Genomic DNA, 25,952 nt, shown 5'->3' on the forward strand with positions numbered 1-25,952 from the left:
AAGGTCTAACCCTTAACCGCTATACCACTCCTCACTCAGTCCACAATTCTGTTTTATACCGTTTAATAGCGATTTATCCTATTTTACGAGTCTCCCAATATAGGAAAGGCTAGAGATGTATCAATGGGAAATAATACTACTACCAAAGATGCAAACAAAGAGGGGGCATAAGCTGAGTTGAGGTATGACTACTGCCCCCGATGACTTGAAGGCTATCTTAGACCGTATTGCAATCGGTATCCACACCGAAACCGATCTCGCCACTCTAAGGACGCTAATCGTCAGTGGCGATCGCAATGTGGTGCAGTTAGGGAAGTACAACCTCAATATTACCGAGGGACGGGATATTCAGGTTGGCGATCGCATTTATCAAGGACCGGATGCTGAAGCAATCAAGGCTATCTTTTGTCAGGTACTAGACGAGTACAACAGCAGAAAAAATATAGAAGTAGAGGATAAAAAGTCTTGCTATCTTTACCAAACCGTATACAGCACATTACTTCCAGTCTCGGAAATGCCTCGCTACATCTACGGAGTCAAATGTCAATACAATGATTTACAAACACAAGAAGCAGCTCAAGAAATTATTTATCCTACAATTAGCCAAGGTGAAATGTATCCTTTCCTCTTACGAGGAGGAATGCTTTTCTGCTTTCAGAATCTTAAAAACCCAAAAAGTCCTTTTCGACAGCTTGTAGACAATCAGAAAGTTAAGCGTTATGAAGTAAGCGAGTGGTGCGAAGAGCCAGAATTACGGCAGTGGTTTATAACTTTGCTCAACCGCTCTCTAAATAAACTTACTGGTCGCAAGGGTCTCTATTTAGATAAAATACACCACCGCTACTACTTTCAGTCTAAGGAATTGGGGCAAACTTTAGAGGTTAGCTATTGTCCTCTCAATAAATCAACTACAAGTAGAAAAGTAGTATGGCAACCCATCATTAAGAAAACAGGTCAACCCAGACCCTATTGGTTTCACCTAGCAGTTGCTTTGAAATTTCATGAAGTGGGATCTCAACAATGGTGTTTAAGCATTCGTCCCGAGATGCGTGTGACAAAAGATGGTGTAAATCTCATTGACTCCGATAAAATTGGCAGGCAAGTTACACGCAAAAAATCCAGAATATTTAACTATGACCTCCTAGAGGATGTTAACTTTTGGAGGTATTTTCTCAGTGACGGACAACCACGTATCATTTTTCCATTTGAAAAAGGACAAAGGATTATAGTTTCAAGCACAATGATGCAAGGAGAAATTGAATGGCCTGGTATTCCTGAAGAGTATGCCAAGCCCTTCAAGAACGTAGAGTATCCAGAAGACCTCTTCAGTTTGGCTGCTTTAGCAAACCTTAAAAATGATGATTTATCAGAGGTCGATAATTGGGAAGATTGGGATAGCGATGAGGACGAGGAGCAGGAGGAGGAAGATGAGTTTTGACCGAAATATTGATATTCCCAAAATTAGTTGTCAGTATCTAGAAGAGCCTTTGATCTGCTTTGCTAATGGTCAACAACATATCGACCCAAAGTTTGGGATCTCACAATTTGGTCCTAAATCGTATAGCCCGATTAAGCGCCACCCCTCTCAAGTGCGTGTTGGATTCATCGGGTCTGCGGAAACAATTGAAGTTGCAAAGCAATGGATGGAAAAGAGCGCCCAAGGAGTTTTAGGCGACCAAAAGCACCCTGATTTTCCTGGGTTTAAAAAAGAGCAGGGCTTTTTTTCTGAATTAGTGTTTGATAATGATTGGATTAGTCAGCTAAATCGCTTAGAAATTGAAAATGTATTGAAAATTAAACAGTCACGTAACCGTTTTGAAGCTGTTGTTCAACTTTTGGAAAGTAAGTTAAATCTGTTATCAAGAAAAGACCAACCGCCTGAATATATCGTTGTTGTTCTCCCTGACCAACTTATTAAAAAATGTCGGGTAGCTAACTATCAAGATTCAGATTTAGGAGAAATTCACAGGGATTTGCGCCGAGCGTTTAAATCTGTCGCAATGAAATATCGCATACCTACTCAGCTTTTGGATCTGGAAACAGTGGATGGACGTGATAAGGATCATCTCTCAAAAAAAGCTTGGAATTTTTTCACAGGTCTGTATTTTAAAGCTGGTGGTTTACCTTGGGGACCTATAGGGTTAGTGCCTGGAACTTGTTATGTTGGTGTGAGTTTCTACCGTCCATTAGGCTCTGCTAATTCTACTATGCAGACAAGCCTTGTGCAAGCTTTTGATGAACATGGTAATAATCTTATATTGAGAGGGCATGATTTTACCTGGGACTCAAATAAAGAGGGTACTAATTCGCCCCATCTTACTGAAGAGCAAGCGGCAAAGCTTGTGGAACTCGTTTTGAATCGATATTTAGAAGAAATGGGACAGATGCCGAGACGTGTAGTTATCCACAAGACATCACGTTATTGGTCGGCGGAAAAAAGTGGATTTGAACAAGCATTACGAGCAAAATTTGTGCATCAATATGACTTGGTTGCATTGACTTCTCAAAATACAGTGAGGTTGCTTATAGCCAATCAATATCCTCCCTTACGAGGAACTCGTTTCACCGTAGGAGAAATTGATTATCTGTACACAACTGGTTTCATTGCTGGTTTAAACCAATTTCATGGAATGCATGTTCCTTCGCCACTTCAAATTGCCGACCATGTAGGTTATGATACACCACGGGAAACATTGCTCAAAGAAATTCTCATTCTTACCAAAATGAATTGGAATTCATCACGCTTAGGCGGGTTGTTGCCAATAACAATCAGATTTTCAAGACTGGTCGGAGATATTATGCGAGAGATTCCGGTTGATAGAGAGCCGCTGACTAATTTCAAGTTTTATACGTAAGAGAGCCTTATTGCCAATAGAAGAGTGCTTTTAAACAACTTGGCGTGATAAATAGCGATCGCACACTCCGAGCCTCGCCATTCTTTTCCCTTAGCTTAAAGCTAGAGAAGTTACCACTTTGTGCCAAATGCTACTCTAAAGTTAAGAGTTAATTTTTGGATATGGAACTTCACCATTAGTGATCAACTTGGGCATCTGCTCTTCAGTATAAGATTATTTATTTTAAAACTCTTAATTATCCTGAATAAAGCGATTATTGATAAAAAAGATACTAGTTTTACTAAGAAAAATGAGGATGTGAAGCCGATAGAGGTACTTAAAAATGCGATGCTAAGTACTAATGTCATAACTCTTTTAATGAAAGGCATTATGAGCGGGGCCATAACAATTAGGGGCAAGGGGCAAATTAAAGCTTCGCTAATTTTGCCCCGTCATACAGCAATCTGAGATAGAAATATCTTATGAGGGCTAATGCTAATGTGTAACCAGACCCATAATTTGTCTTGGTCTGGTTACACAAAATCAAACTTAGTGAATTATGATTTAGTTATGGATTCAAATCTAGCGGATGTTGAAATTCTCACATAATCAAATTCTTCTCATGTTGTAAATCGTTTCTTTAGTGACAATCATATACCAATTATGACTTTTGTGTTGCAGGCAAGCGTAAGCTTTTAACTGGTTTTTAAATGACTTGCTTTGTAAGACTTCTTTTAAAAACCATTCAGACATATTAACTGCTAAATCATTTAAATTATTTAATGGTATTAAATCACGTTTCGTACACAAGAAAATTTTACTAAAACTCCCAAAGTAACGCTGAAATTTACTCGTTAATGTTACCATTTGTGTTTCTAATGACTTTTGCACTTTTTGGCTAGGACAAATAATCAGCAGGTCATAATTACCATCAAGGGACTTGAAAAACTCCACTTTGCATATTTTGATAAAGGAACGAGTCGGGTAGCGAAGTGTACGAATGAAATCGGTTATTATGGTATCTAAGTTTTGACCAGTTTGTTCTAAGCTAAGAATAGTCGGCGGTTCTGAGGACTCAGTCTGATTACTTATAGTGCCATCGGGCATAATTGTAGCAATCAAGTTGGCTTCCTGAAGGTTAGCTCCATCCAAGTTTGCACCAGTCAAGTTGGCTTCCCGAAGGTTAGCTCCTCTCAAGTCAGCATCTTGGAAACTAGCTCTCATTAAATTGGCTTTCGACAGGTTAGCTTTTTGTAAGTTTGCACCAGTCAAGTTGGCTTCCCGAAGGTTGGCTTTACTAAGATCAGATTCCCTCAATTCTGCTTTTTCTAAACTGGCTTGATACAAGCTAGCCAACTTCAAATTTGCTCTACTGAGATTGGCTCCATTTAAGTTTGCCTTCCACAGTGTGGCTTTACTTAGATTCGTCTCACTCAGATTGGTTCCACTTAGGTTAACACCATGAAAAATTCGTTCTCCAGCGGCGTACCGTGTCAAAAGCTCTTTAGCTATCATCCTATTTTGAATTTCATCCAGCCTAGCTTCTTTACTTTTTTCTCCAGCCTTTGAACTTACGACTAAATCAATAGCGTCTACATCCTCATTTTGATTGTCATTAGTAACAAAACTAATTGTTTCACCTGTGCCTGTGTTAGCTTCTTGAACGTTAACTCGGTTGAATGTAACGCTGTTTGAGTTGTCTTCATCTAATTTGTTAGCGCTTGGTTTAGCTACTCTCTGAACTTGGTTAAACTCTAGCTCTACTGGTGTATTATGTCCAAAAATAGATAGTATAGCCTTAAGCTTACTATGCTCAATACTAACTTCCATCACCTCTCCTTCAAAATCTTTAAACGGACCTGAAATTACTACAATTTTGTTTTCTACGGCTATTTTCAAAATCCATTCAGTCTGTGCAGATCTTAGTGGTTTTGTACGAACCCCTTCTATTTGCCGTCCATAGTGATTCTTCCTTTCTACTGAGACATGATCTACACAGATCATTTCTGGTGGAACATACCTGACTGATTCTAGTACCGTCTGAATTTTCTGCATCAGCATTTCTAGATATGGTTTTATCAAATCCGCGTCAGTACCAGTATCAAGGTGAATCACCCAAGACGTATGCCGCCCAGAACCCAACACTTTAAAAGACTGCACAATATCACAGCCGTAAAAGAGCTTAATACTTTCACAAACAAAATCTTTCCACTGCTCTAAACTCCCAATTTGTTTTGGTATTGATAAATCAGAAAATGACTTATCTTTTTTCATTTCAGGGACTATCTCTTTTGGTTTCTGTTCTTCGTTGTTGATTTCTACACGCTGATAATTAGCTGGCTGGTTAGAATTTTCGGAAGGTAAAAAGTACCCATTATAACTAATATTATACTGCTCTTTAACTAACAACTTATCAACACAAGCATTATAATGTTGCTTAAACAGTTCATAGCTATAGTAAATAGTTTTCCAATAACGGTCTTTTCGAGTAAACTCAACTTGTAATGCCTGCTCCAAGGCACGAGGACCAAGGTCATCATTAACAAACTTTTGAGCCAGTTCATCTAAATCGTGATTCTTTCGCTCCTCAAAGAAAAAGAAAGGTGGTTTTTCACCTTCATTTTGAGAAACATGGCGGGCAATATGAAATAAATTTCTTAAAAGATTTTCATTTGTCCATTCGCCTATTACCTCTGCCGTGATATCTTGATCATAAAAAGTTTCAATACACAATTCCCTAATTATTTGATATTTGTCATCAAACTGGATGTCGATTTCAACAAAATCTTGACTATGATTAGAAGCAATTTTTTCAATAAATCTTTCATAAGCTTCTTTTTCACCTTCAAATACCATCACTAACTCTGCCATTATCCTGTCATCTTCACTTCCTTCAATAACAGTCTCAAACTCAACTTTATACCAACCAAGAGGAAGTAAAGTCAAAAACGGACCAGTAATTGTATCGATACTTCTATCCATTTGCTGGGCTAATCGCCGGACTAAATCTGCCAATATTATGCAGGGTGATGTTGGGTTGTTTTCAGAAGCATCATCATAAGCAAGACCAGGCAAAATTTGAGCATATCCTGCCCATTTAATTTCATATTGCCAAATATCAATAAAGGCGACTATATAAGCTTTTTCCGTTCCTCCCATACGGGGTCCACGCAGTGCCCTTCCTACCATCTGAGTCAGCAGAATCTCACTTTTAGTTTCCCTTGTTATAAAGACAGTCTGAACATCAGGAACATCAGTTCCTTCAGTTAACATTTTGATGTTAATTAATACATCCAACTCATTACGACGAAAAGCATCTAAAACACGGGCATTTTCGTTTCTATTTCGTATTCTCTCTTTTTCAGAACTTTTGACGCCAGAATAAACGACACCAGCACGTATACCTCGATTTTCTAAAAACTCACGCAGTTGCTCACACTGAAACCAGCGGTCAGCAAACATAATCGTTTTACCATACCGCTCTTTGTTAGTTGCATAAGTTTCTGCAATAAAAGCATTGCGATCTCGATTCTCTGCAAGTTGGCTAATTATATCTTCTGGTAAATCTTGGTAACTTTTAATCCATTTTTTATACTCGTCTTCCTCAAATTCAGGAACCTCAAAGTTAGTTTGATGTTGTTCAATCTCTGGCTTAGAAAGGATACCGTCAGCCATGAGTCGCTGGGCAGTTACCTGGTAAATAATTCGCTGAGGAAAAAGCTTTTCAAGCCAACCAAACCTACATTTGTATGTGTAGGTTGGAGTTGCAGTTAGCCCTAATAAGTACATCTTAGGAAAACGCTGCTGCATGGCGAGGATTAACTGGCGATAAGTCGGAGATGGGGAGTGGTGCGCTTCGTCAAAAACAACGAAAAGTTTATCGTTTGCTGATTTGAGAAATGCTTCTAGCTTAGGTTGTTTACGTTTGTAAGCGCGAGTAAGTGTTTGAAGTGTAGCAATCAGAACGTCATCCCTGAGTTCAATTTCCTCAACGGAGCAGTGTCCGGGTGTACCAGAAACCACTCGCACATCAAGCCTAGTTTTGGGTAAAGATATGTGCTTGACTTCTGATTCAAAAGTGTGAAATGCTTGCTCTAGCAAATGGTGAGTATGAGCCAACCACAAAACTTTGTAGCCTCTGGAAAGCGGACTGGTGCAAAGAAAACGTATAGTAGTGAAAGTCTTACCCCCTCCGGTTGGTAAAACAAGAATGCTACCAGAATGCACATCGCGTTGCTCGTTGAACCACTCATGCAACGTTTCCAACGCTTCTAGCTGGTGGGCTGTGGGTATTTTGTCTGATATTTGCTTACGATAGAGTCGTATATTATAAAGCTTATACATGATAATACCGAGAAAAGTATATAGCCGTATTTATAGATGTTTTAGCTAGCTGCGACGGAGCATTGTCCTTGCTCAGTTAGCCAAAGTCTTTACAGCATTTGAATAGTTTTTACACTTCTATCACTTTTTATACTTTCATCTCGTAATCGACATCGTGATATCTACGACTTTGTAGCATCGCGTTTCAAAGTTTCGCTAATTTTCCCCGATAGAACGATTCACTGCATCAGCGCTAAACAAGCGTACATTACGGCTTTGGCTTCATAAATTCATACTTTCTTGAATTCGCCAACAAAGCCATATCATTCGCGAACTGCTTTGACTTTTCCATATCCCGTCAAAAGTCAGATTATCTGACTGACGACCTTACTTAGCAATGGTTTTACAATACGAGTGGGGATGCAAACGCTCAAATGTCTCACCAGGGCAGTTGTCACTTTGGTAAGCATTTGAACAAAAACCGTCTTTGATCCCACCCGACTACGCTTTTTTGGCTTACATCATAAAATGAACCCCTTTCGATCTGCACTCATTGGATGGAAAGGGGCTGTTTATGCTCATTGTGAGAGCGATCGCCATTACATGGATTAGACTGGTTTAAATAATCGTGCAATAGCAAGTATTGAAGACAGCATAAAATCTGCTCCTGCTCCCCGTTTGAGAGACACTTCCAACTCAAACAGCAATGTTACAGCTTGAGCGAGAGCCAATTCAGATGTCGCTGCCACTTCTTTCTTAAGAAAATAAACTCGCTTTGGATTGGCAATTTGACAAACTTTGGCTATTTCATTGTCAAGCTTAACTCCGTTCGCTATTGCTGCTTTCACCCAAAGCCACGTTCGGAACTGGGTGGAGAGCGTTACACAAATCACCAGTGGGAATTCAGCACGAGCAAGAAGTTCATTGAGCAGAGTTATCACCTTTGTGCAATCGTTTTCTCGAATGGCTTCGGCTAGCTGGAGACTATTTTGTGTCTGTGACGGAACCAGCGCCTGTACTTCCGCATTGGTAAGGCGACACCCTTCCCCATAAATAGCGAGTTTTTGCAATTCTGATTCTGCACGGGCTGAATCATTACCAATAGCTTGAGCCAAATAGTCAACTATATTGTTGTCAAGCAGCAGCTTCTGTTCCTTAGCTTGTGTCGAGATTGATTGGACAATTAGATCAGTCCGCCACGGTGGGATCAGCATGAATTCCAAGAGCTTGCCCTGTGAAATCAAGAATTTAGAAACCTTCAGCCGCTTGTCTATCGATGGTGCAACAAACACCAAGTGGGAGTTGACGGGTATTTGTGGGAGAAGGCTTAAAGTTTTCAGCATCTTGTCGTCAAATTGCTTGAAGTTGCAATCCTCCACGACAATTAGCTTCGCTTTTGAGGTGCCGAATGCGATCGTTAAAGCACAGTCAATAGCATTGTTGAGGGACGATTGAGAAAATCGGTGATAGTTAAAGCTTGTCCAAGCCGGATCGAGAGCGCTTTTGAAAGACATAAGTTTTTTCTGAATGGCGTATAGATCGTCGCCAATTAGCAATGTGATCATTAGTTGCGCTCCTTAATGGATACAATCACTCTTGCTCCAGTGGCTTTTTGAAACATTCTCTCCACCTTCTCGGCATTGGAATTAAATTTGTTGAAGTATTTTGCTTCGACTGTTATGACAGCTTTCCCACTAGCAAATTCAACAAGTTCAGCGTGCGTTAGCAAGGAATGACTGTTAGGTGTTGCCAACTCCAATACTTTGTTCCAAATGGCACTAAGGTTACTCTTTTGAGCTTTCGGTTGAGATTTTCCCTTGGAATTCAATGGAGTCTTTGAGCCGTTGCCGTTGTTTGAGTTGTTACTATGCTCAGATCGCGTTGTTACCAATCCCAGCAAACAGACTTCCAGCCAAAGGTGAGGTTGGGCTGCATTGCGGAGTTGGTTTTCTGATTTTTGCAACTGAGTCAGCCCTGTACTAACTGCCTCGTAATCCCAATCCATCGCCAGCTGTTTCAGTTGGGAGTAGCTGATTGCCCCAGTAATCAGGTTATGGCTTTTTGGGGAAGCCATAACTACAAGCAAGTCGCGGTAAATGGTGAGCAAATTACTCAAAATCAGTTTGGGTGTTTTGCCGTTGTCCAAGAGTGAGCGGGACATTTGCAACAGCCCAAATATATTGCCAATGTTTATCGCCCGCAGGATTGTTACCAGGTCGGATTCTGCTACATTTCCTAAAAGTTCGAGAACATGGCTTTTGGTAATTTCAACTCCCAAGAGACTCAGCTGATCCAATAGCTGTAAAGCATCTCTCAATCCACCGTCTGCCGTGCGTGCGATCGCCACTAGAGCTTCATCAGTGATGGCAATACATTCTTTTTGGGCTACGAACCGAAGTTGCTCCACGATAGCGGTAATCGACAAAGCACGGAAGTTGAACACTTGGCATCGGCTTGTAATCGTCGGCAGGACTTTGTGAGATTCCGTCGTGCAGAGAATGAATACTACGTGGGCGGGTGGTTCCTCAATGCACTTCAAAAGAGCATTGAATGCCTGTGGAGTAAGACAATGACATTCATCAAGGGTAAAAATTCGATAGCGCCCTACCGCTGGGGCAAAGCTACTGCGCTCAATCAAACTGCGGGCATCATCAACTCCGTTATTGCTTGCCGCGTCAATTTCAGCAACATCTAAGCTGGTGCTTTTATCGATGGAACGGCAGGACTGACACTCCCCACAGGGATTGGCGGTAGGTTTAGGGCTTCGAGTACAGTTCAGTGACTTCGCAAACATCCTGGCTGTTGAGGTTTTACCCGTTCCTCTCGGACCAGTGAATAGGTAAGCCGGGGCAATTTTCCCTGACTCAACTGCGTTGATGAGAGTTTTCTGAACGTACTCCTGACCTGCCAACTCGTCTAAGGTACGTGGACGGTACTTGAGGTGTAAAGCTGTGTGCATTTTTGTGATGGTTGAAATTTTCAGGTTCTCCCCCCAGATAGGGGGGCAAGTAAATATGCGCTCTTAAGTTGTTAGAACTCATTGGCGCTAAGGCTTTTGGAAGTAAGGGAATTTATCTCGTTTCTTTTACTACTGGCATTAGTAAATACTTCACGTCCATCAGTACATGAGGCTTGTCGCGATTGCCAAAGGGAACCACAATCGTCGCACCGTCGGATGAAGTCAGCTGCATTTGTACTTCAGAACTTCTGATTGCCTTCACTGCATCCAGCAGATATTTGATATTGAAGCAGATGTGTAAACTTTCTCCTGAAATGCAAGCTGGTATTAATTCCTCCCCTTCGCCAAAATCTCGCGCCATTGACAGGGAAAGTTGTTGATCTTCACTGTTGAAGTAGAGCTTAACTGTCTTTTCCTTCTTGTCAGCCAGTACTGCAATCCGTTCTAAGGCTTTTACTAGGGGTGCTTTTTCAAGTGTTATTTGGTGCTTAAAGTCGTGTTTTAACAGTTCGGGGTAAGCTGGGTACTGCCCTTCTAGACAACGGCTGACTAGGCGTTGTTTTCCCCAATGAAAAGCGACGATTTCTTCTTCTTTCTTGTAGTACAAAGCCACAGGATCAGCAGAAGTACGCATTTCTAAAATGCGCTCTAATTCCCGTAAGGCTTTGGCGGGTACAGTGAATGATAGTGAGAGCGCTGCATCATCAGTCTTGTCCGACTGTTTCTTTTTAGCAGCGATGCCTTGAGTTGATGCTTGTAGGACTGCTAGCCGATGACCATCCGTGGCAGCCAACTCTAAAGTATCCTGCTCTAGTTTTAAATGGACACCAGTCAAAATTAGTTTGGTTTCGTCACTGGTGGTGGCAAATAAGGAACCTCGCAATCCTTCTTTTAAAGTCTCTGCTGGTAGGTGGATCGCTTGTTGTGCTGTTACCTCAGGAATACGCGGAAATTCCTCTGCACTCAGACCCCGCACCTGATAACGTCCCGAATCAGCAGTCAGTGTGGCAATTAACGATTCGACCATTTCCTCTGATTCCCCTGGTTTGCCTGCTACCGCTTGGTTTTTCAAGGTGATATCGCCCTGAGGGAAGCGTTCGACAATATCACTCAAAATTTCGACTGGGATAGTGATTTCTCCTCCTGAACGGACTTGGGCATCAAAGCTGGTTTGAATTCCCAGGCTAAGGTCAAATACGGTTAGATGCACTTGCTGGGACTTTTTCTCAGCAACCAGAAGAACATTAGCCAGTACCGGATGTGTTGGGCGTTGTGGAACGGCGTGACTAACCAGAGACAGATTTGTACTTAAATCATTCTGACTGCAAATTATTTGTATCCTTGGTGTTTTTACTAACGGTTGCTCATTAGTTTCAGTTTGTGGCTGAATTGGTGTTTCAACTTGCTTCGAGGTTTTTGAACGTTGCGTCTTCAGTGTTTTAGACATTTTCTTTCATGTCAGAATAGCTGACATAAAGCTGCGTAAGCAGCTTGCAAAAAAAAGAAGTAGCGATCGCACAGAGCGCAGTGCCCCGAATCGCGCTCGCACAGCCGATTGTTCTATACCCAAAAGCTGATTATGCCCTGGTTAGCACGCAAGCGATCGCCACTTCAAAAATTGAATTAATTGGTGTTAATAAATAACGAAAACTCGACGGCGTGCGCGAGAAGAAGCAACATACCACAATTGATTGCACTCTCGAACTTTGTTGTTTTTATTCAAGTCGCGTCCATCGATTCCCACTTCATCAAAAGTGCTGCCTTGACTGTTATGCACAGTAAGCGCATAACAATTACGTATATCAGCAAATACTTCAAGATGATTGTAGTAGGCTTTCCAGAGTGAAGGATTATTCTTAGCATTCCGCAACAACCTAGCATTATCTTTCTTATACCTTTTGGTATCATCTTCATGCAAAACGTAGATTTGACGAATTGTTCCTTCATCCGTCACCACCTTCAATTGCCAAGCTTTGTAGCCAGCATATCTATCTTCACAAAAGTCTAAAACTTCTATTTCTGTTGAAGTTGGTAGAATGATAGTTTTTCCATCAGGACCCGTAACTGGACTTTTGGTGATTAGCCTTTCACCTACAATAAATCTGGGCGCGTTTTCTCCGTAAATTTTTGCTCGTATCTTTGCATTATAGTAATCCACTTTCTTGTTAGTCCAGCACAGAATCCGAAAGCAGTCTGGGTTTTGAACAAAATTTTTAGACACTTTCTTAAACGCATACCTCAACAAGGTATTCTCTTTAACCATGAATGCTCCATTAGTCTTATCCGGCAAATACCTTGAGAAAGGTTTGAAAGCGTTTTGGCTTTTAACTACTTTTCTACAAGCTGTGACAAATTCCAATAATGGGCTATCAGTACCTTGTCGAACAACTTCAGTTAAAATTGCTTTATCGGGTACATTGAATGAAAGTGATTTAACTTCGTTAACTGGAGGCAATTGGGCTGGATCGCCCATGAGAATTAGTTGCTTATTTGTGATTAAAGACCGACTGATACTTTCAGTAATCCAATGCCAAAGCTCTTTGTTGACCATACTGCATTCATCAAGGAAAACGAGGTCAAATAAACTGAGCATGGAAGGAGCAGTCTGTTCTAAAACCTTGTTGCTTCCCCTTCTTACCATTCCTAGTCCCAAGAGTTGATGAATGGTGAAGAAATCTACTCCATAGATATCATTTTTTGATGCCATACGTTGCAAAACCCTGACTGCTTTATTGGTTGGTGCAGTCAGGGCAATTCGCTTTCCTTCACCAACAAGTGTCTTTATTAATTGAAAGATAATTGTCGATTTTCCTGTACCAGCATATCCAAGGAGAAGGAAAAGGTTTTTATTGCTTTTGAGAAATTTGTGCATCAACTCAAGAGCTTCGAGTTGTTGAGTTGTGAGAGTAAACGAAGCAGTTTGTAGTGTGTGGATCATTTTGGCTTTTCCGCTATGTTTTAAATCACAAACACAGCGTTAGCTGTCATAATCTTCTCCACGATAATTTGAATTTTCAATTCATTACTCTCAACCTAATTTTTCAAACATTCATACTTTAATTAAAATTTGAGAACAGTTTTTTGGTATCTCCTGGCGTTCAACAACACCAGGAGATTTATCTTACGCACTCAGCTTTTGTTGCAGTGCTGCTACTATCTCAGACTTACGTAAATGCCGCTTTCTACCTGTTTTTATATCCGTCACTGCATCTCTCCATTTAATTCCCATTTGACTACATTCTTTTCGTAACTGCTCTAGAGTCATCCTGGTAAAATCCATTTGGGGTTTAGCAAACTTTATTGGCTTTAGTAGATTTCTAAATTCAGTTAAATCAATAGGTTTATCTTCATTTACTGGTGGTAGCAATATTGGTTCTTGGTCAATCTCTTTGTATGTATTCTTGTTAGGAGATACTACTGGATGATCCACCAATGCTATGTTATTCGATAAATTTAATTGCAACTGATATGATTCTGATACTTGCAATGCTTTCTTTAAAGACAGAATCTTAGTGATTTCGCAGTAAGCAATGACCAAAGTAAAACAGATAGTTACTGCATGGAATGCAGTGGTCAAAATCTCTTGTACGTTCATTTGAAAAACTCCTAATTCTTTTTAACTGGCTTATGTGTAGCGATTGCCAGCTTCAAATCCTTTCAAGCGATAGCTTGCTATTATATATTCACTAGGGCAAACCTGGAATTTTCAAGTAATGTATTGACGACATTACTACAGAACGGGTGCTCTCGGATCGCAAAGTTTACAAATTAGACGACACTGCCAAAGAATTTAGTCAGCGTCATTGGATACTTTTTATCCTGCTTTATTACTTAGGTTGTTGTATCGGGGAAATTGGCAGAATTACCACCAAAAACCTTTGGACGGGAAAAACCGAAATTCTCAACCCAGGTTTGTATTAGCGTCAGTTGCGGGAGCAGGCTAGCTGATGTCAAGCAAATCTTGTACTAGGAGTCAACTCCTACAGCATTAGTGTAGACAGTGAAGCCGTCAAACAATTTGCTTTAAAGGTGGAAGAGTTGGAATCCCAGTGTAAACGTTATGATACAGATAAGAGTACTGTTATAATGGGAACCTTATGCCGATTTAGTTAAAGAACTTTGGGTAGCAGTACTTCGCCTCACTAATGTCTCCACCCCCACATTGACTACTTGCGCCACTGCCTCAGAAGGAAGCGATCGCAGTGTATTTAATATCTGCTCAAGCTCCAAAGCTGCCAAAGTAGTGGAGGTTATAGATCGGCAAACAAGTTTAGGAGACTTGGAATGCGTGACTTATCAGGTGTAGTAGTTCTTCCTTTGTGCGACTACCGATATGGTAAACCTGGCATTTCTTTTGTATTGTATCTTCTTTAGTCAGTCGATTCATGCACTCTCAAGTATCTGTCTTGTCTCACTTGATGATATGCAGAGCAACTTTATTTACTTACCTACACACTATATGTATTTTTGGAGTGCAACAAGAAATACTAAATCCGAATTTCATTCCTTAAATAAATTTATTAATATGTATTTTGAGTCCTGCCAACTGAGACATTTCTAAGTATTTAAAAACAATTTTTATCTAATTAGTTACAACTATAATTATTTTACTCCTGTCTTGCTAGAAACGCTACACTTGAAGAAATTACTTCTACAATATCTACTGGATCTAGTGAATAAATTTTTGCTAAAACTTCTTTCTTAATTCGCTCAGAAGCCGAGCTTTTACTGTTTTTTACTTCCTCAGATAATTTCTTATCTAAACCTTGACGGTAGGCTGATAGAGACATTTCACCATCTAAATAAAGTTGTAGCGATCTACTGTTACCACCACTCAGCTTCGCCAATTGCCGAAAGTTTTTGGAATCAGGTTCGGGAATAGTTTTACTCTTCAACCAGCGATGTACGGTTGAGAAATCTACACCAATCGCCTCGGCTAAAGTAGTTTGAGTCCAGCCCTCTTGTAGTAGCTGTTCAATCAACTTAGCTAGTCGATTTTGGCGTTCCTGCATATTAGAAGCCCCAGACTCAACTGTCAAAAAAGTTACTTTAGCGGTCATACTTATATAAACTACCTTAGCCTTTATTCCGCCGTTTCCTAACCTGAGCAAAAGGGCGCGGCTAGGATCAGGCATCTTCGAGTTTAATCATTTACCCTATTTAACTAATTTAAGACAAAAACTCTTACATTTACAAGGATTTTAACTACCCCAGCAGACCCATCAGGTGTTCAGTCACAGGAAGAACTTATCACAGGAAGTTTACTTACCATAATTACAAGATTATTTATGTATTGCTCTATACGAAATCTAATTAATAAGAAAGATTAAGCGATGATGTAATTATTTTTGCATTGTGCAAGGCTAAATATTGCACGGTGCAAACCTAGTTTGGTATGTACAGCCATCAAAAATGACGTAGTTAACCTCAGGTCATGAAACTTCAACGTTGTCGGAGGAAAAAACATATCAATGTCATCCTCTAACTCTACTGTAGATTTAAATACACTTGACGACACTCTCACCCACAATAGTGGACCTAGTGAACAAGTGGCGTCAGAGACTAATGTTCAAAACCCGTTGAGTAGAGAAGATCTACTCAGTGAGGCTGAAGTATCAGAACTGAGGAGGTTAGAAATTAAAGTAGAACTTGGCTTAAAAGCGTTTTGGGAAATAGGGCAAGCCTTAAGTCAGATTCGAGATCAACGTCTTTATCGGGAAAACTACAAAACATTTGAAGAATATTGCATCACTCGCTGGGAGATATCTCGGCGTTCAGCTTACCAGTTGATCGGCGCTGCTATGGTGGTTGAGAATGTGCGCAATTGCGCACAAATTCTTCCCCTTAATGAAGCTCAAGCCCGTCCTTTGACAGCGCTCCCTCCTGAACAACAACGAGAAGCTTGGAAGAAAGCGGTTTCTACGGCTCCAAGTGGCAAAGTTACAGCTGTTCACGTTGCCCAAGTTGCGAGAGAATACCACAAATCTTCTGCGCCTCCCACGCCCAGGAACAAGAACACTGTTGATCAACAAGTGCAATTAACTAAAAATTCTACAGAATCAGTAAAGTGCTGCTGGAATTGCGCTCATTGCAGCCACGAGTTTATAGACAACCCCCACAACTTTTATTGCTACCAGTTGGGGAAATTGAACTTCGTCGAGAAAGATGGTTATCAAAGGGGAGCCGAATGTGAGCTGTGGACTTATCGAGGAGCAGAGTCAGATGAAATCAAAAAGACCAGGCTACCATTACGAGAAACCTTTTCCCTAACTCTACAGCTTCCCGCTTACTTGCAATCCTTAATGCAAGACGCAGCTAAAGAGTCCGGCTTGGTTGTTGTGGACTGGGCAGCGAAAGTTTTAGAAGAGGCAATTTTTGCAAGTCATGCTGCACCTCGTGCGCTTCATCAGGATTTTATCGATGTTTCTGTATCGGAAGTTGCCTAGTTTGGAGTGACTGCTGAATAGGGAGTTGAAAAAGAGCGATCGCGATCGCTTCTTTATAGACGCCCAGTTTTTGCTGCGCACTCGTCTTCGTTGGAGATTCGCTCCCAACTTCAATTAGTTGAACACAACGGTTAACGCATAGTGAGGCAATTACCACCTGGGTGCGTCACAAATTTTACTGTCTGCTTTTTATATGACAAAGTGTATTATTCGGACTACAATTCGCAAACAACCATTAATCCCTGAATTCAACCCAAACAAATTACGACTGCTGTTACTTCCAGTCGTCTACATTCTTAGAATTCTCCAGCCCAACGCCAGTCACAACACCCTGTTTAATGTTCCGTATTCGGGGGGAGGGCAAAACTGATGCTGGTAGAAGACAATAGGAAAGAGTATGCCAACTTTCAATCACCAAGCCGCCAAATGGTAATTCCTGGGTTAGAAGTACCGCAGGCAGCAAAAACTAACAAGCATCTTAGGAAAACCAAGAAACTACCATTAACAGAATCACCGCTATTTACAAACAAAAACGACGAGATGACGGCAACAAGTGCACCAATTATCAGTGCTACTCAAGCGTACCTTAAGCATCCTGACTGGAGTGAGTACGATAATGGCAGCCTTTACTTCCAAAAACCATTCGGGAAGGGTCGTTATATAGAGTTTTACATACTTCACAAACAGGAGCATCAACCGCAATACATCTGTAACAGTGCCGAACATAAAATTCTTGAGCAATACGGCGTGATGGCGGCAAGACTTCATGCAGTGTTTGCTACGTATGCTGCCCTTCAAGCACAACCTTGGAAGCAGCCGTTTGTTCTACAAGGTTCGGAACTAATTAAAATACTAAAGGTATACAAAAGCAAAAAGCTGACAAAATCACAAAAACTGAAAGCTATAGCGGATTTGGCTGTGGTTGTTGGAACTCTTGGTGCAGTCATCCACTGGTATGAAGGAGAGTTAAACCTGTGCATCAAAGAGCGCTGCCTACTTTGGATAGTGAGCGTGCAGGAATATAGTCAGCCAAATCTATTCGCCGACTCAGATGAACTTTACGAAGTTATAATCCGTGTACAACCAGGTCTTTGGACTTACAACTTCCTCAATTATCAAGGTGAGCAATCAAGAACCGCACTGTATCAGTACGGGTTTATCCCAAAGCAAGTCTTCGATATAGATCCGCATCGCCATAAGCTAGCCAGTAGCTTAGCGTTATACATTATACAAAATAGTCGCGCTCATAAAAGTGGTATTTACACAATTAATAGCTTATTAAGTAACGTTATGCCATCATCTGACATTGAACAGGCACTCAGTGATTATAGGTATGGCGCGAGACTTAAAGAAACCCTAGAAGAGGCATTACTGATTTTAAAAGATAAAGTTGGGATCAAAATTGAGTTTGACGATCGCACCTACCCCATCTGGCTGCGCCCTTCATGGGCAATGCCAGATGAACTTAGCAACCTGCCTACTAAACAGAGAAATCAGCAGCTACTTGGAACTAAAAGGCTGCCAGATAACTATATACAAAACTCTTTATTTCCAGCAAAGTTAATCTTTAAACTGCCACCGGAAATCCAAAGGAATCTAAATAAATTTAAAACCTCAAAAACTAACCCACCTAAAAAAAATTCTCAATGCCAAACAAAAAATCACCCTAGTTCCACTTCAGCCAGCACGAACGAACTAGTAGAAACACCTCCCCAAGCAAGCACTACTCCACAAATCATTGAGTTACCCCAAACAAGCAAGCTTACGGGGGATATTGTACGGCAAGCTAGAACAGCTATGCATATGAATCAGAGACAACTTGCTCAAGCCATAGGTATGAGTCAAAGTTGGGTACGAGACATCGAAACCGAAGGTAGAGATAAGCCAGTTCCGGAAAAATATGCTGTCAAACTCACGGAAGTGTTAAATATGGCTAGCTGCAAGATATAGCCGTCCTAAATGATTCGTAAACACAAGTGTTTCTTTTCTTGGCGTTCTTGGCGTCTTGGCGGTTCATAAAAAAGTAATGTTCATAACTCAGTTAAGATTGCCATAGCAGATCAGAAGACGTTTACCACAGACATTTGTTAGGGTGGAATGGCAAAGCTAAATTAGGACGCTTATATTGGAATCATTCCAAAATTGGGGAAGTTTCTGTGAGTTAAACCGATGTATATCCAATGAACCCAGCTATTACAGTCACTCAAAAACAACTCTCAGAATTTCTGCTTAATGTGGCGGTAGTGCGCCCTGTTTTTATTTGGGGAGCGCCAGGAATCGGCAAATCATCGTTGGTAGAAGGATTTGCTAAGGAGGTAGGAATACCTTGCGTTTCACTACTTGGTAGTCAACTAGCACCAGAAGACTTAATTGGCGTGCCGCAGATTATAGATGGAACGAGTCGCTTCTGCCCACCAAGAATGATTGCACGGGATGAACCCTATTGTTTGTTTTTAGATGAACTTAACGCTTGTTCTCACGAAGTTCAAAAGGCATTCTACAGCCTAATTCATGAACGGAGAATTGGTGAGTATTATCTTCCCAAAGCTTCAATCGTAATTGGTGCAGGCAATCGCGCTCAAGATAGCGCCATCGTTAAGCCCATGTCTTCACCTTTGCTCAACCGCATGGTTCATGTCCATTTGAAAGTGTCCCACCGAGACTGGCTGGATTGGGCAAAAAATCATAATATTCATCCCTGGGTGATTGAATATATCCAAACTCGCCCCGATCATCTATGGAGTCAACCTCCTAAACATGAAGAACCTTTTTCGACTCCACGCTCTTGGCATATGTTGAGTGATATTCTTCATGAGTATGGCTCGCGCCTCACAGATCATTGGCTAGAAGTTCTCGCTACGGGGTGTCTTTCCCCCCATCATGCTACCCAGTTCAAAGGCTTCATTAAACAAATTAAAAGTAAGTACCAGCTAACAGCTATCCTCAAAGGCGAGATTGGATGGCCGCATCTGCCAGAAGATAGGGATGTCCTCTATTTTCTGGCTCAGTCATTCCGCGCTCAACTCATCAAGGAATTGCCCCAAGAACGTCAAGCGATGATAGGCAATCACAAAGACCTAGCTTATCGTGCCAAAGGACTGCTGAAGGATCTAGCTGCTATCAGCTTCGAGATTGCACAAATGGTTGTTTCCGAAACCGAAAAAGGAGAAGCCTTACCCAGTTGGCTGATGGTAGAAATTGTCAGAGATTTACCACGTTTGGTTAAAAAAGAAAATGGCACGTAAAAAAAACCAAGCAACAACACGGGATATTGCCAAAATACAATTTGAGCAGGGGTATCACCTCCTCGCACAACATCCCATTTTCGCAACGCTTTGCCGCGCTCACATCATTCGTCAGCAAGGAAATCAATGTCCCCCACAAGGCTGGGCTGTAGTGACTAGTAATGGTACAATTCACGTACATCCTACACGACGTGGCTCACAAGAAGAATGGATGTATGTACTCGCTCATTGTCTGTTGCATTTGGGGTTTGGTCATTTCCAACAACGCGCACACTTTCGGGAATGGAACGCCGCCTGCAATTACTTTAATGCGAAGTTTCTTGCCGATCTAAAATTGGGATCTAGTCCAGAGGAATACCTCTTTCCCCTCAACTTCTCTAACCGTAATGAAGAAAGCTTATACCAGGAGTTTTGCGAACGGGGCATTCCTGGATATAACTTCATTGACATGATTATAGAATCTCCTAAAACTAACTCTTGGGGTCATAGCTTTGACTGGCAAGCTGGCTTTGGAGAAGGATTAACAAGAGCCGTTACCAGTGCAGTAAGTATAGCCGCAGGACGCGAACCATTGCTAGGACAGAGCCAAAAAGATACCCCTGCACAAAGAGCTAAGTCTTGGTTCATTAACAGCTATCCGCTGCTGGGAGCCTTAGCAGCTAATTTTGAGATTATTGAAGATCCATTAGTTTGTCAGCGTCTGGAGATTTCCGTGGCAGCTGTTGATGTAGAAAGCAAACAAATTTTTATCAATCCTGCCGCCAGACTAGCTAATGAAGAATGCCGATTTGTGATGGCTCATGAATTGTTACATGTAGGACTCAGACATGACGCTCGTCGTCAAGGAAGAGATCCCTATCTGTGGAACGTTGCCTGTGATTATGTTATTAATTCTTGGCTGGTAGAAATGGGTGTGGGGGAACTACCCCAAGTAGGTGTATTGTACGATGTTGATTTGAAGGGTTTATCAGCCGAGGCAATTTATGACCAAATAGTCAGAGATTTGCGCCTCTATCGTAAACTAGCTACCTTGCGGGGTATAGGGCAATGTGACATTTTGGAACCAAGAGTACCAGATTGGTGGACGAATGATGATGGCATGGGATTGGATGAGTTTTATCGGCGTTGTCTGAGTCAGGGACTCGTCTATCACCATGAACAGAACCGAGGTTATCTGCCAGCAGGTTTAATTGAAGAGATTAACGCTTTGAGTCACCCTCCTATTCCTTGGGATGTGGAATTGGCTAAGTGGTTTGATAATTACTTTTCTCCTCTAATCAAAGTTAGGTCTTATGCTCGTCCTAGTCGCCGTCAGTCAGCGACTCCTGATATTCCCCGTCCTCGTTATGTACCGGATAGCAATGCAGAAGAAGGTCGGACATTTGGGGTAATATTAGATACTTCTGGTTCAATGGAACGGGAGTTGTTGGGAAAGGCGTTGGGAGCGATCGCTTCTTATAGTATTTCTCATGATGTTCCTTTTGTGCGGGTCGTTTTCTGCGATGCAGTTGCTTACGACCAAGGTTATTTAGCACCAGAAGCCTTGGCAGAGAGAGTCAAAGTCAGGGGTAGAGGCGGTACTGTCTTACAGCCAGGAATTGATTTATTGGAAAGAACAGAGGATTTTCCCAAAAATGGACCATTACTAATTATTACTGACGGATATTGCGATAATTTACACATCCGTCTGGAACATGCTTTTTTAATTCCTGTAAGTCGGCAATTACCCTTTATCCCTAAAGGGAAGGTTTTTAGAATCAAATAAGCTGTTATAGCGGTTTTCGACGGGAGCATATCAGTTTTGTAATACGCCCACAGGCGCGAGATTCCTGGGGATTTTTGTTTGTTTTGAGTACTCAATTACGCCCCCTCGTGTGATAGTAACGCCCCCTCGTGTGATAGTAACGCCCCCTCGTGTGATAGTGATTTTTTGAAATGCTTACAGTATAAGCTTTTCAGCTTTGAGTACTCAACTGATCATCTTGATCATTTTGATCCGTGAGTACTTTTTTAGCCGAAAAAAGCAGGACGGTATTCTTAAAAGGCACAAAAATTTTGCCTCTTTGCGAGTTTAAAGCTCTGCTTTTGAATGCCCCTATGAAACGTCAGTACACAAGCAAACGTAATCTCTGTCCTGTCTGCGGCAACCACCACGGCTGCGCCATACGAGAAGATGGTTTAATTGAGTGTTTGCGAAGTTTTAGTCAACAGGACGCTCCCGTTGGATACCGCTTCCTGACGCTGCTACGTAACGACATGGGCGGTTTGTTTGTATTAGACGACGGCAGTAACCAAAAAGAAACGCCAGCATACTCCCAACAGCAGCGTTATTCCATTGATGTTAAAGTCAAGGAACGATTGAGTATAGAGGAACGCGATCGCCAATTCCAATTGCTGCGACAAGCAACTGTAACAACTTTGAGTACTCAACACTCCACCCACCTCCAGCAAAGAAGGCAGTTGAGTACTCAAGAAATTAACTGGGTTTCTGAACTAGGTTGGCTTCTGACTTGGGAACCCGGACTTTACGCTCCTAATGGTGTAACCACCCAGCTTCCAGGCATTTCCCCTGATGGTAAACTTTTAGGAAGGTCGGGGATAGCGATCGCTGCCCTAGATCCCGACTTTCACATCACCGGGTTCCAAATTGCCACACTGCAAAATGACCCCAAATATATCTGGCTGAGTGGTATCAACTACGGAGGAAACGGACCACAATTACCGAACGGAGAACTGCCCCTATTTTGTTGGAAACACCCTGACACCAAAAATGTGAAAGTGGTGATTCTTTGTGAAGGGGCGCTCAAATCTCTACTTACAGCCCTGTTCTTATGGCGAACTGGGCAAACTGATATAGCCGTCATTGGCACCGCGAGTGCTGCTAGATACGGAGAGAAAACCTTAAAAGATTACCTCAAGCGATTGCGTCCTAAAGAAATTAGGTTAATGCCCGATGCTGGAGCTATACTAAATACTCATATTGCCAAAGCCAACGAAGAAACTCTCCAACGCTGCCATCAATGGGGATATCGGATTAGTGTGGGTGATTGGGGGCAACTGGACACCAAAGAATATTTGGATATTGACGAATTACTTGCGGCAGGTCGTCAAAATGAAGTTAAACTAATTACAAGTGCTGCTTATCTTTCTCAATCCCATACTCATCGCCAAATTAACCAACTACTCAAACAAGGTTCGTTCCACCTATTAAGCGATCGCCAGATCGAGTTACGCCCACGAGAAGACTCCATAAAAAACCTGGATTTAATTCGCCACTATGCAAAAGGTATTTCACAGTGTCGCAAAGGTGGATATCAAGTAATTGTAGTTTGGAATGACCAAACCATTACGCCATCCGATTTCTTTGCTCTATGTCCCGAATCAATCCAGAAGCAGTTAGCTTTTGATGATCGCGAGTGGGGAATGCTCTACAACCTCAAGCTGTGGTTCCGGCGGATGGTGGAGCGATATCGTCCCAAGAATGGTTTTGGCAAGAAAAATCCTGCTCACCAAACCGCTGACAAAACTTTAGATGAGAATCAAAAGGACAATACGATTGAGTACAAACCAGGGAAGTTACCCAGAATCGGTGATTGTGCTATTCCACCCAAAATTGTATTTAAGAAAGGTCAGCGGTTGCAAGTTTATACTGAGGCGATCGCACTGGGATGGAAACACATTTTAGACAATAGCCCCACCGGGACATTCAAAAGCCATGATGCAGGCATTGCCACTCCAAAAGCTTTTGGAGTGGATAAGCTGTGGTACTTTACATCTCATGCCAGAAATGTTACCACAGAAACTGTTGAGCGCAATTACAGTTATCTAGAAGTTCGTAATTCAGGGATGGTGTGGGATTATACACCAAATGGTAAACCATATTTGAGATGGCCCAAAAATGGGGAAGTTCCTGACACAAAAGGTAACTGCCATCGTAGTTCGGTCTTTACAGCGCTACGGAACAAAAATATCTTAGTTGATGAAGGACCTGAAAATCCCGTTTGCAGCACTTGTCATTTACTAGAAGCGTGTCGTTCTGTTTCAGGAACTGGGTTTGGACACAAATCGCAGCGACGAGAGACTTTGGAGAGCTTACGCATTGTCACACATCCCGACAGCGCCCCAGATACAAACGACTATGATTGGTCAAATTGTGGTAACTTCTGGGATGAAGCGATGCGCACGGTACAACCAATTGGTTCCATTGCCGCAAGCCTACTAGACTTGAATCAGGTGATAGCAGAATTGGCTATTCATTATCCCGAAATTAACATCCAGTTACAGCCACTTTGGATGGTACTGCGCTACTGCTTAACAGGAGAAATAAAGCAACCCCTCCACGGGTGGAATGATGCGGCAGTTAGAGAGATGCTTGGCTACCCACCAGAAAATTTGGATGAAATTATTACTCAAGCGATGTCCATTCTCAACCCCAATTTAAATTCCCTATTCAACACCACTTGTGAGTATGGGGTTGACTTGAATGATTTACCTGGGAAATTGCGAAAACGCTTTGGCGACAAGAACTTTGAACTAACACAGAAAATTCAGTTTGATGTTATTCTTAATTGGTTTGTGCCATTTCTACAAGTCTGGGGAAGACGAATTAAAGGTGCTTTGCGGATAAACCAAAGCCAACTTCTGATTTCCACTCGTAATGAAAGACACGCCCAGATAGCTCAAGCTGCGGGATGGAACATTTACTTGGATGCTACAGCCACCCCTGACTATTTGTGTTGGTGGATGGGTGTTGATGCAGATGATATTTTAACGGTAGAGCAAGAGGTATCTGCTAGTAAGAATTTGAAAATCATTCAAGTTACAGGGTTGGGACAAGTTTCCAAACAGAGGAGTGATTTTTGTCAAAGTAGGGTACATGCACTCAGGCAGGAGTTTTTGGTACGTCACCCCGACATTAAATTCATAGATTTTGTGAAGTTTTGTAATGAAGGTGATGGAGGTTGGTTTAGAGACAGTCGAGGATCGAATGATTTCAAAGATATTACTGCCTTAGCCACTTTTGGCATTCCCTACCAAAATATCGGTTCTTTAGAGGCGCTATATCTAACCATAGGCAGATGCGATTTTAGCCCAGAGTCTGTAGGAGAAAAATTCCAGCGGTTCGTAGATTGGGCAACACAGGCAGAGATTAAACAGGCGATTGGAAGATTGCGATCACATAATCGCCCAATGCAGCAAGTTTACTTCTATTTCTGTGCTGATTATGACCTGAGCTTTTTATCACCCCAAGTAGAATGTGTTAAAGCATCCGACATCACTATTGAAGCTGGTTCACTAGATGAGAAATCTTGGTGGAAGGTGAAGAATGCGGTAAAAGAACTTTGGGAAATAGGACAGAAAATTACGCAGTCGGCTGTTGAAGCAGTTTCTGGTATCAGCCAGGGTTACATCTCTAAGTTAGCAACTGAGTTTGGTGGTAGTTGGAAGGAGTGGTTAAAAATATTCCTTTCGTTATTAAATACTTCTTATACGACTAGGAATAATTCTGAGTATGAGTCATGTAGGATACCAGAAGAAGCTCATTCTATAGTCTGCACTGTAATGGAGTTACTAACACAGTATGATGATCCGGACGTATTGTTAAAAGAAATATTTTCTTGGCAGAAGTATCTAGACAACCAGTATTGGGAGTGGATTTTAGAAACAACTCCCTTGAAACTGCAAGCGAAAATTATTGCGGCCTTAGAGGAAGTTTGAAAAGTTGGTAATTGAGTAAAAAAAGCTCTTAGGGCATAAGCTGTATGAACGTCAAACAGCTCCATTGAGAGCCATGAATATGATATTATATGCCATCTGAACTCCTAGCCCTGTAGAAACCATACACGAACCTAGAACAAGAGGACGAACTACGTCCTCTACCAAACCAAGAGTCCGAAAATTTAGGTCGGCAGCACCGACAACAACTGGTGGGTCAAGACCAATCTCGACTCCGCATGCCCAGGCGGAACCCATCTCTGACAAGCAGGGGTGCAAGGGATTGGGGAAGCAAAAGAGTTAACCTCCATTAACTCTTTCTCCCCCTGCACCCCCTGCTCTTTTCACTGAGCATTGGTATCGATTTCTCAAGCAACGCCTGCATTGAACACTGCTTAGAATTGCGACACTAAAACAGTGCGAGCGTTGG

19 protein-coding genes are annotated in these 25,952 nt (G+C 41.7%); 10 read left to right on the forward strand and 9 right to left on the reverse strand.

The window, feature by feature from the left end:
* Positions 1–184 precede the first annotated feature (184 nt).
* From ICL16_RS10530 to ICL16_RS10540, 3 genes are all read left to right on the forward strand, one after another.
* Complete coding sequence (locus ICL16_RS10530; RefSeq protein WP_190827140.1) at positions 185–1,438, forward strand: hypothetical protein; 1,254 nt, start codon at positions 185–187, stop codon at positions 1,436–1,438.
* Positions 1,428–2,855, forward strand: a complete 1,428-nt coding sequence (locus ICL16_RS10535) for an argonaute/piwi family protein (protein ID WP_190827142.1) — start codon at positions 1,428–1,430, stop codon at positions 2,853–2,855. Before ICL16_RS10530 ends, ICL16_RS10535 begins: the two co-directional genes overlap by 11 nt.
* Positions 2,856–2,975: 120 nt before the next feature.
* On the forward strand, positions 2,976–3,302 hold the full coding sequence (locus ICL16_RS10540) for a hypothetical protein (protein ID WP_190827144.1): 327 nt from the start codon (positions 2,976–2,978) through the stop codon (positions 3,300–3,302).
* A 141-nt stretch (positions 3,303–3,443) separates the two neighbouring features.
* Here the strand turns inward: ICL16_RS10540 and ICL16_RS10545 are convergent, their stop codons facing one another.
* The 4 genes from ICL16_RS10545 to dnaN form a co-directional block, all read right to left on the reverse strand.
* Positions 3,444–7,178 carry a pentapeptide repeat-containing protein gene (locus tag ICL16_RS10545; protein WP_190827152.1) on the reverse strand — a complete coding sequence of 1,245 codons (3,735 nt, stop codon included), beginning with the start codon at positions 7,176–7,178 and terminating at the stop codon, positions 3,444–3,446.
* A gap of 587 nt (positions 7,179–7,765) precedes the next feature.
* The gene (gene holA, locus ICL16_RS10550; RefSeq protein WP_190827160.1) at positions 7,766–8,722 is read right to left on the reverse strand and encodes a DNA polymerase III subunit delta; all 957 of its coding nucleotides are present in this window, start codon (positions 8,720–8,722) and stop codon (positions 7,766–7,768) included.
* A complete protein-coding gene (gene dnaX, locus ICL16_RS10555) occupies positions 8,722–10,116 on the reverse strand; it encodes a DNA polymerase III subunit gamma/tau (RefSeq protein ID WP_190827162.1) in 1,395 nt (464 codons plus the stop codon). The genes holA and dnaX overlap by 1 nt, the downstream gene beginning before the upstream one ends.
* A gap of 112 nt (positions 10,117–10,228) precedes the next feature.
* Positions 10,229–11,563: a DNA polymerase III subunit beta gene (gene dnaN, locus ICL16_RS10560; protein WP_190827164.1), complete on the reverse strand. Its 1,335-nt coding sequence runs from the start codon at positions 11,561–11,563 to the stop codon at positions 10,229–10,231.
* Between the two features lie 44 nt (positions 11,564–11,607).
* Between dnaN and ICL16_RS10565 the strand changes: the two genes are divergently transcribed.
* Entirely contained in the window at positions 11,608–11,760 is a 153-nt protein-coding gene (locus ICL16_RS10565) for a hypothetical protein (protein WP_190827166.1), read from the forward strand.
* Here the strand turns inward: ICL16_RS10565 and ICL16_RS10570 are convergent.
* Positions 11,750–13,054 carry an ATP-dependent DNA helicase gene (locus tag ICL16_RS10570; protein WP_190827168.1) on the reverse strand — a complete coding sequence of 435 codons (1,305 nt, stop codon included), beginning with the start codon at positions 13,052–13,054 and terminating at the stop codon, positions 11,750–11,752. The genes ICL16_RS10565 and ICL16_RS10570 overlap by 11 nt on opposite strands.
* 183 nt (positions 13,055–13,237) lie before the next feature.
* The gene (locus ICL16_RS10575) at positions 13,238–13,711 is read right to left on the reverse strand and encodes a hypothetical protein (RefSeq protein WP_190827170.1); all 474 of its coding nucleotides are present in this window, start codon (positions 13,709–13,711) and stop codon (positions 13,238–13,240) included.
* Between the two features lie 146 nt (positions 13,712–13,857).
* Between ICL16_RS10575 and ICL16_RS10580 the strand changes: the two genes are divergently transcribed.
* Complete coding sequence (locus tag ICL16_RS10580; protein ID WP_238360709.1) at positions 13,858–14,037, forward strand: hypothetical protein; 180 nt, start codon at positions 13,858–13,860, stop codon at positions 14,035–14,037.
* A gap of 174 nt (positions 14,038–14,211) precedes the next feature.
* Here the strand turns inward: ICL16_RS10580 and ICL16_RS10585 are convergent, their stop codons facing one another.
* A complete protein-coding gene (locus ICL16_RS10585) occupies positions 14,212–14,355 on the reverse strand; it encodes a hypothetical protein (protein WP_190827172.1) in 144 nt (47 codons plus the stop codon).
* 368 nt (positions 14,356–14,723) lie between these two features.
* Positions 14,724–15,251: a helix-turn-helix domain-containing protein gene (locus ICL16_RS10590; protein WP_238360710.1), complete on the reverse strand. Its 528-nt coding sequence runs from the start codon at positions 15,249–15,251 to the stop codon at positions 14,724–14,726.
* A gap of 336 nt (positions 15,252–15,587) precedes the next feature.
* Here ICL16_RS10590 and ICL16_RS10595 point away from each other — a divergent pair, with 336 nt between their 5' ends.
* From ICL16_RS10595 to ICL16_RS10620, 5 genes are all read left to right on the forward strand, one after another.
* Entirely contained in the window at positions 15,588–16,562 is a 975-nt protein-coding gene (locus ICL16_RS10595; protein ID WP_190827174.1) for a hypothetical protein, read from the forward strand.
* A 369-nt stretch (positions 16,563–16,931) separates the two neighbouring features.
* The gene (locus tag ICL16_RS10605) at positions 16,932–18,512 is read left to right on the forward strand and encodes a helix-turn-helix domain-containing protein (RefSeq protein WP_190827178.1); all 1,581 of its coding nucleotides are present in this window, start codon (positions 16,932–16,934) and stop codon (positions 18,510–18,512) included.
* Between the two features lie 230 nt (positions 18,513–18,742).
* Positions 18,743–19,807: an AAA family ATPase gene (locus ICL16_RS10610; protein ID WP_190827180.1), complete on the forward strand. Its 1,065-nt coding sequence runs from the start codon at positions 18,743–18,745 to the stop codon at positions 19,805–19,807.
* A complete protein-coding gene (locus ICL16_RS10615) occupies positions 19,797–21,572 on the forward strand; it encodes a vWA domain-containing protein (RefSeq protein ID WP_190827182.1) in 1,776 nt (591 codons plus the stop codon). Before ICL16_RS10610 ends, ICL16_RS10615 begins: the two co-directional genes overlap by 11 nt.
* Before the next feature lie 332 nt (positions 21,573–21,904).
* Positions 21,905–25,525, forward strand: coding sequence for a hypothetical protein (locus tag ICL16_RS10620; RefSeq protein WP_190827184.1), 3,621 nt, complete (start codon positions 21,905–21,907; stop codon positions 25,523–25,525).
* A 51-nt stretch (positions 25,526–25,576) separates the two neighbouring features.
* Here ICL16_RS10620 and ICL16_RS10625 read toward each other — a convergent pair whose 3' ends face one another.
* Complete coding sequence (locus ICL16_RS10625) at positions 25,577–25,780, reverse strand: hypothetical protein (RefSeq protein ID WP_190827186.1); 204 nt, start codon at positions 25,778–25,780, stop codon at positions 25,577–25,579.
* Positions 25,781–25,952: the final 172 nt, after the last annotated feature.

This window comes from Iningainema tapete BLCC-T55, from assembly GCF_014698965.1.
In the GTDB taxonomy this organism is placed as follows: domain Bacteria; phylum Cyanobacteriota; class Cyanobacteriia; order Cyanobacteriales; family Nostocaceae; genus Iningainema; species Iningainema tapete.